Here is a 7,615-nt window from a genome sequence, read left to right as displayed (position 1 = left end):
GGGAAGAGACCTATCATGAACAGCTTGGTGATGGACAGGCCGCGCACGCAGGAACCGAGGATGATGAAGTTGGTGCTGGGGGGGATGATGGGACCGAGGATGGCGCCGGAAGAAATGATGGCGCCCGCACGGCCGGGCTTGTAGCCGACCTGCTTCATCATGGGCAGCAGCAGACCGCCGAGGGCGGCGGCTTCACCGACGGAGCTGCCCATAAGACCGGCGAAGATGACGGAAGCCACGATGGCGGCATAGCCGAGACCGCCGCGCACGCCGCCGATGAGAAGCTGGGCGAACTGCACGACGCGCTTCGACAGGCCGCCGGCAGCCATGATTTCACCGGCGAACACGAAGAAGGGAATGGCCATCAGCGGATAGTTGTTGGCGCCGTCGAGCATGCAGGATGCGATGGTCATGGGATCCCACATGTCCGCGTGGAACATGAGCACCATGGCGCAGAGCACGAGCACCATGGCGATCGGGATGCCGAAGCACAGGAACACAAAGAGAGATCCAAGAAAAAGAAACAGTTCCATACTCTCTCCTTAGTGCTGAAGCTCGGACAGGTCCATACCCTCGCTCTTTTTGAACTCGGAGGCGGGAGTACGAATGACGGTGATCAGGTCACGCAGCTGCAGCACGATGGCGGCAGCGGCCATGATGGGGAGCGTGGCGTTGATGATGGACATATTGACGTAGGTGGCGATGGCGTAGGTATCGAGCGTCATCATCACATAGGCGATGCCGCCCTGAAGCAGCACGGCGAGCGCGGCGATGGACAGCAGTATGGCGATGATGTTCACCACCTTGCGGCAGTTGCCCTGCAGAAGATCAACCACCATTTCCACGGCGATGTGCTTTTTGCGGTAAAAAGCTTCGATGGCGCCGAAGAAAGTAATATAGATGAAGAGGAAGCGCGCCCACTCTTCGCTCGGCGGATAGCCGGAGTTGAAGCAGTAGCGCAGCACGGCATTAAGGAACACCAGTCCAATCATGCCGAGAAAGATGCAGGCGCAGAAAATCTGGAACGCCACTGCACCGGCCTGATTGGCCTTGTTCTTGGCACTGGAAGAAGATTCACTCATAGGGACCTCAGAGAACCAGCCAGAGATTCAGAGAAAAAAAGGGAGCCTGCCTCAAGACAGGCTCCCGGTTCACAGGCAAAGACTACTTGAAGCTGGCGGCCTTGTCGAAGATGGCCTGAGCGTTGGGAACGTAGGTCTTGTCGTTGGAAGAATCAGTGAACATGGTCCAGGTGCGCTTGGCAGCGGCGGACATATGGTCCTTCATGGCCTGAGTGGGTTCGGAAACGGCGCCACCGTGGCTTTCGATTTCGGCGATGGACTTCTTGTCCATATCCTGCACGAGCTTCCACACGTCTTCAGCGGCCATCTTGGCGGCTTCGTTGAACCAGGCCTTGTCCTGATCAGGCAGGGACTGATAGAGCTTTTCGTTGATGAAGAGGCTGTGGATAACGAGGATGTGACCGGTCAGAGTGATCTGGGGGCACTTTTCGTACACCTTGGTGGAGGTGATGTCGGACAGGGGGCTGTCGCCGCCGTCGATGACGCCCTGGTCGACGGAGCTCATGACTTCAGCGAAGGGCATGGCCTGACCGTTGATGCCGCATTCCTTGGCGAAGGTGGTGTACAGGGTGATGTTCGGCACGCGGAGCTTGAGGCCCTTGATGTCGTCAATGGTCTTCACGGGATTCTTGGTGTAGAAATGACGGAAGCCGAGAGGGAACATATTGAGGGTACGGAGGCCGGACTTTTCGGTGAAGCCTTCGGTGAGGAGGTCGAAAACACCGCCGTTGATGGCCTTGTAGGCATGCTCATAGCTGTCGTACAGCATGGGGGTTTCCATCATGGCCATGGCAGGATGGAAGGAGGCCACCTGAGTGCCGGTAGCGCACATTTCAATGGTACCGCGACGGGTATCGGCGATATACTTGTCTTCCTTGCCGAGGGAGCTGTTGGGGTAAACCTTTACCTTGTACTTGCCATTGGAGAGCTTTTCAAGATATTCGCCGAACTTGTGCATGCCGATGGTTTCGGGTTCACCTTCGGCCTTCATGCCGGCGATCTTGATGACTTTGGCGGCCTGGGCGGTGCCGACCATGGCCGTGGCACCGATCATCAGACCCATGATCAGGGAAAGAGCAACAAAGCGTTTCATAAGTCCTCCTCAGAACTTGTTCAGGTATGCCGCCTTGGCATACGCGTTGCGGCACCCCCGTGAACCAACGGGAATGTCGTGCTCGCAACCGAGTATCGTGTATGTCTTTCGTGTACTATACTTCCGGCGTTTAATCAATACAAAGCGCGGACTTTTTTATCCCTGTACGGAAGAAACGCTTTTTGCTTCGGCGGCGGAAGCATCGCCTTCAAAGGTAATGGAGGGCAGTTGCTGAACGGTTTTGCGGCCGGGACGGCACAGCTTCATCATGGCATTGAGGTAATCGCGACGCTTGTCGAGATAGAAGGCCAGAGGCTGCGAAAAGTTCCGCCCCACAAGGCCGTCCACAAAAAGCTGGCTTATGTCACGCTCGCGCAGAAGAACGAGCTGGGAACGGGCGAACACGGTTCTGTCGGCCTGGCTCATGTTTCTGACCATACGGCGGAAGGCATCCTGGGCGCGGGGCTGATAGAACCAGAAGTACATGAGATCGAGGGCGTTGATGATGAGGGCAAGTTCAAGCTTTCTGGCCTCGCCGGAAAGCTCGTCGATGCGGCCGTCGGAGCGGGCGAGCTTGATGAGAATGTCCTCTTCGGGGAAGAGCAGTTCCAGACGCGTATAGCAGGCGAACACCCGGGCAATCTTGCCGTCGTAGTCCCAACGGCGCATGCGGCGGTTGTTCTGGCTGTCGGCGTAGCCTTCGATGACGGCGGCCACGGTGTCGGAAGCGAGCTTGGAGATGATGGCCGCACTCGGCACGGAATAGAAGAGCGGGTCTTCCACGCCGCACAAAAGCAGAATGGCCACGAATGCCTGGTTGTACCAGGACGACACGGGAATGGCGAGCGCGCTGCGGAAGAGGTTTCCTATGGCGGCCTCGCGCGGGAAGCCTCTGTAAATGTTGTGGGTGCAGATATAGATGGCGTTCACGAAGTTGAGCACGGCAAAGACGATGCCGGGATGCTCGCGCACGCTGAGTCCGCACAGATCCTCGAGCAGCCACACGCGGACGATGACCTCAAGGAGCGCGACGGAAATGCCGGTATACATGAGCGAATCGCAGATGCGGCTTATGCTCACGTGATCCTTCCAGCGCAGAAGCGTGGTACGCGTGGTGCCGTTGCCGGCCACGACCATCTGAATGATGTTGCGTATGCCGGTGATGCCGAACCAGATGAAGGTTCCGAACCAGGCAAGGAACCACCAGTCCTGCGTATAGAGGAAGGAAGCCACCGAGGGAATGAAACCGGCAAGCACCTTGATCCAGTTGGTCACGGTGGTGCTCAGGTAGGCGGAACCGGGCTTGTCCTCCTTCTGCGGCTGCTTTTCCTCCAGAAGCGCGTTGGCCGGAGGCGTGTTGATGCCGCCGAGGCTCACCACGTTGCCGGAACGGGAGATTTCGCTGTTGTCGTCGGGCAGCCAGGCGCGGTTTCTGGCCTGAAGGAAGTGCCGGAAACCGGGAATGTGCCGCACAACGCGCGTGAAGGCGGAAACGCTTTCGCTGTCGTCCTCATAGCTCACGCGCTCCTCAATGCGGGTATGCACGGGAATTTCGCCAACATAGCGGCTGTTTTCCCGCAGGGTCTTCTTGGCGCGGGAAGGCAGGGTTTCGGCGTAGACGAAGCCCATGCCGAAGGAACGGCCGTTGTTGTCGCGTACGGAGTTCGAGCCTATGCGGCTCTTCAGGGGGTTCTTGCGGTAGTATTCCCAGAGCGTGGGTATGTTGCTCTGAATGCTGCGGAACTTCTCCGCCCTTTCGGTTTCGCCCTGCGCCTCGAGGCTGTCGAGGATTTCGTGCACCATCTGCTTGATGCGGGGACCGCGGCCTTCGTTGAGCACGGTCTGCAGCTCGTTGATGGCGGGCAGGTCGTTGAGCAGGCCCTCATGCCAGTCCTTGAGGTTGAAGAGCTCAAGATGGGTGATGCAGCAGTCGCAGTCGTAGAGCAGCTCGAGCACGTCGCGCACGTTGAGACCGGCAAGGTTCAGGATGAGACGATAGCCGGTGTGCATGGCGGAAAGCTCCTCCACCATTTCGGCGGGCGAGCGCGTGAGCATGACGGGAAGATCCTTCTCGTCGGAACCTATGACGGGCAGATCCGAGCCTTCCAGCCAGTCCCGCGCAATGACCGCGCTGGTCAGGTTTTCAAGCTCGAGAATCTCGCGTTCGGCGGAGCCGTCCCCGTCGTCCCCTGCGGCCACGCGCTCTTTGAGGGCGCGGGCGCGTTCCCTGGCAAAGGGCAGCAGATGACCGTGCATGCACTCGGCAAGATGCTCGAAGGAAGGCTGACCGAGTCCCACGCAGGCCATGAGTCGTCCGGGCTTGATTTCGGGAATCTCGGTGTTCCACGCCCGGGAAAGTTCAAGACGCCTGCCCGCGTTCCAGCGGTCGAGCGCCTCAAGGGTTCTTGCCTTGCGCCATTCCACGGCGGCGCGGCCCTGTCCGGTGAGGGCCCGCATCTTGTCCGACTGCAGAAACTCCAGAAAGTCGCCGGACGCGCTGAAGCCGCGCGGCACCCACACCATGCTCACGTAGCGGCCGCGGAAGGGACAGCGCACCTCAAGGCCCACGCGAACGTGTATGCCCATGATGGCCGCGGCGTCCAGGATTTCCTTCGCGGCGGCATAGTCTATGTAGTTGGAGTACACCACGGTCAGATAGCGCAGCCCCTTGATCCAGGCGTCCATGATGAGATGCGTGGGGGTCTTGCGTCCGCGTGAATGCGCGTCGTACACGTGATCGTCAAAGGAGAGCTGGTTCCACTCTTCCGGCATTTCCGGCAGATGGTAGCGCGCAAGCATCTTGCGCACCACGCGCGGGGTGCCCTGGGCCGCCTTGCGGAAGTCATGGGCAAGCTTGAGCTGCGTAAGCGGAGAGTCCTGCGCGCGCACGAGATCCTTCATGATCTGAAGAAGCACGCGGGCCGTGTTGCGGCGCAGCATGGAATGGGCGCTGCTCATCACCTCGTCGTAAAGGGCCTGAAGCGCCATGATGCGGTCGTCGGCCTGCCCCACTTCCAGATTGGTGAGCAGGTTGATGACGGCATAGGCCACCCTCGACACGCGGGAAATCACCAGTCCCTTGATGCCGTGGGGATGCAGGTTGGCGTCGAACACCCGGCTCTGGGCCTTGTCCGGACATTCCAGTATCCTGTTGACCATGGTCAGGATCTCTCTGTCCTGCCTGTCAAAATAAAAATTTACCGACATTCTGTGCCCCTTTTCCCCAGTTGTCGCAGTTGCAGAATCGCGCCTGTTCCCGCCCGGCACGCGGACAGGACGCAGCATGACCGCTCCTCCGAGCTGGCCGCCGTCCTCGCCCGCGCGACGCGCCGTTTCGCGCAGTCCCGCCGGATTTCCGAGGGCGACCGTGCCGCTGCGACGCTTAAAAAAACGTCTGTCCCGGGGCAAAACAGGCCGCGCCTTCACGCCCTGCCCGTCTTCCCGGGAAAAAATACAACGGATCGAAGTAAAAGAGTGTAGTCTTTGTTACGCCAGTGTGTCAATAGTGTTTTTTTTCACATATTGTTTTTTCTCATCATTTTTTTCCCTTGCCGAAAACGGTTCATTGCTTTTATACTTCGGCCACTTCTCCGCAGGATTGCCCATGAACAGAGCAGACAGCCGAAAAAAGAATCTCCTGGATTTTCTCAATAAGCGCGGTTACGCCACCATCGAAGAACTGGCTCAGCACTTTGCCGTCACGCCGCAGACCATGCGTCGCGACATCAATCAGCTTGCCGACGAGGGACGGGTTCAGCGCTTTCACGGCGGCGTGGGCATGCCGCTCAGCACCGAGAACATCATTTACGATCAGCGCAAGCTGCTCTTCACCGAGGAGAAGCGGCGCATAGCCGAGCTCGTGGCGCAGCACGTGCCTGACGGCGCTTCGCTGTGCATCAACATAGGCACCACGACGGAGGCCGTGGCCTTTGCGCTGCTCGAACGCAAGAATCTGCGCATACTCACCAACAATCTCAACGTGGCACGCATCTGCGCGGGCAATCCCTCCTTTGAGGTCATCATTGCAGGGGGCACGGTACGCTCGCACGACCTTGGGGTCATCGGCCCGGAAACCGAGCATTTCATTCGTGAATTCCGCATGGACTTCGGCATTGTCGGCATATCCGGCATTGACGAGGAAGGCAATCTTCTCGACTACGACTATCGGGAAGTGTCGGTGGCGCGCGCCATCATCGAGCATTCGCGCCGCGTGTTTCTGGCCTGCGACAGGTCCAAGTTCGGCCGTCCGGCCATGGTGCGGGCGGGACATATACGTCAGCTTGACGCCGTTTTTTCCAACGGACCGCTTCCTGCGCGCTGGCAGGCCATGATACAGGACGCAGGCACGCAGCTCTACCTTGCCTGAGGTCGGCATGGCGGGCGTCGACAAGGTCTCCGGCCGAAGTCAGGTCATTCTGTTTGCGCTGCTCACCGCCGCGTGCGTGGCCGGCGACGCCATGCTGTACGTCACGCTGCCCGTGCACTGGCGCGAAGCAGGGCTCGGCTCGCTGTGGGAAGTGGGGCTCGTGCTTTCTCTCAACCGGCTGGCAAGGCTTCCGCTCAATCCCGTCATCGGCTGGGTCTGCTCGCGGGTGAACACGAAAATCTGCGCCACCGTCGCGGCCGCGCTTTCCGTGCTCATCTGTGCGGGATACGCCTGTGCCGGTTCGCTTGCGGCGTGGGCGGCGCTGCGCGTGCTGTGGGGGCTGTGCTGGTCTTTGCTCAAGCTCGGCGGCCTGTTCACCGTCATGGAGGCGGCGGGAAAAAACGACCGGGGATATTTCATCGGACTCTACACGGGCACGTACCGCCTCGGCAATCTGGCGGGCATGCTCGGCGGCGGCCTTCTGGCCGACATCGCGGGTCTTCGCTGCGCGTTCTGGGCGGGCGCGGCAACGGCGGCGCTGGCCCTTCCCATGGCGCTGTTTCTGCTGCGCGGCGTGCGGCCTTCCGCAGGCGCTGCGCCGGATGCTCCGCGCTTTTCCATGCTTTCACTGCTCCGCTCACGAGAGCTTTTCTGGGTGCTCTTCACCTGTCTTGCGGTCACGCTCATCATTGAGGGCTTCTTCATGTCCACGCTCTCGGCGCTCATGGTCCATCACTGGGGCGACGCCGTCACCGTGCTCGGCATAAGCGTCGGCTGCGCCACGGCGGCGGGCTTCGTGCAGTCGCTGCGATGGGGCTGGGATCCTCTGCTCTCCCCTCTCGTGGGACGTCTCTCCGACGGCAGATTCGGCCGCGTGCCTCTGTTCGCCGGAGGCTGCTGGATTGCGGCCGTGCTCCTTGTCCTTCTCATGCTGCCGCTCGCTCTTGTGCCGTGGCTTGCCCTGCTCATTGCGGTGGAAGTCTGCTGCACGGCCATGACCACGCTTTCCGACGCCCTTGCCACGGACGTCGCCTCGCGCAGCCGACCGGGATCCGTCATCACGGCCCACTCGCT

Annotated in this window: 6 protein-coding genes; 2 read left to right on the top strand and 4 right to left on the bottom strand. The window is 60.2% G+C overall.

Features of this window, described 5'->3' with window-relative positions:
• From Q0J81_RS09685 to Q0J81_RS09670, 4 genes are all read right to left on the bottom strand, one after another.
• Nucleotides 1–533, bottom strand: a 533-nt coding sequence (locus Q0J81_RS09685) for a TRAP transporter large permease subunit (RefSeq protein WP_294447481.1), incomplete at its 3' end; no start/stop codon positions are given.
• 9 nt (nt 534–542) lie between these two features.
• Nucleotides 543–1,082, bottom strand: coding sequence for a TRAP transporter small permease (locus Q0J81_RS09680; RefSeq protein WP_294447480.1), 540 nt, complete (start codon nt 1,080–1,082; stop codon nt 543–545).
• Between the two features lie 82 nt (nt 1,083–1,164).
• Complete coding sequence (locus Q0J81_RS09675) at nt 1,165–2,175, bottom strand: TRAP transporter substrate-binding protein (RefSeq protein ID WP_294447479.1); 1,011 nt, start codon at nt 2,173–2,175, stop codon at nt 1,165–1,167.
• Between the two features lie 156 nt (nt 2,176–2,331).
• Nucleotides 2,332–5,382 (bottom strand): hypothetical protein, encoded by a 3,051-nt coding sequence (locus tag Q0J81_RS09670; RefSeq protein WP_294447478.1) that lies wholly within the window; start codon nt 5,380–5,382, stop codon nt 2,332–2,334.
• A gap of 397 nt (nt 5,383–5,779) precedes the next feature.
• Here Q0J81_RS09670 and Q0J81_RS09665 point away from each other — a divergent pair, with 397 nt between their 5' ends.
• Together Q0J81_RS09665 and Q0J81_RS09660 are read left to right on the top strand one after the other, a co-directional pair.
• A complete protein-coding gene (locus Q0J81_RS09665) occupies nt 5,780–6,541 on the top strand; it encodes a DeoR family transcriptional regulator (RefSeq protein ID WP_294447477.1) in 762 nt (253 codons plus the stop codon).
• Between the two features lie 7 nt (nt 6,542–6,548).
• The coding region (locus Q0J81_RS09660; RefSeq protein ID WP_294447476.1) for an MFS transporter at nt 6,549–7,615 on the top strand (1,067 nt) is incomplete at its 3' end.

Origin of the sequence: uncultured Mailhella sp. (assembly GCF_944324575.1) — a bacterium.
Taxonomy (GTDB): Bacteria; Desulfobacterota; Desulfovibrionia; order Desulfovibrionales; family Desulfovibrionaceae; genus Mailhella.
Note: the sequence above shows the minus strand (reverse complement) of the source record. Positions and strands in the feature narration are given on the sequence as shown.

Bases quoted from the DNA above. Each gene is read 5' to 3' on its own strand.
- Q0J81_RS09680 (WP_294447480.1), bottom strand. From the start codon at position 1,082: ATGAGTGAATCTTCTTCCAGTGCCAAGAACAAGGCCAATCAGGCCGGT.
- Q0J81_RS09675 (WP_294447479.1), bottom strand. From the start codon at position 2,175: ATGAAACGCTTTGTTGCTCTTTCCCTGATCATGGGTCTGATGATCGGT.
- Q0J81_RS09670 (WP_294447478.1), bottom strand. From the start codon at position 5,382: ATGTCGGTAAATTTTTATTTTGACAGGCAGGACAGAGAGATCCTGACC.
- Q0J81_RS09665 (WP_294447477.1), top strand. From the start codon at position 5,780: ATGAACAGAGCAGACAGCCGAAAAAAGAATCTCCTGGATTTTCTCAAT.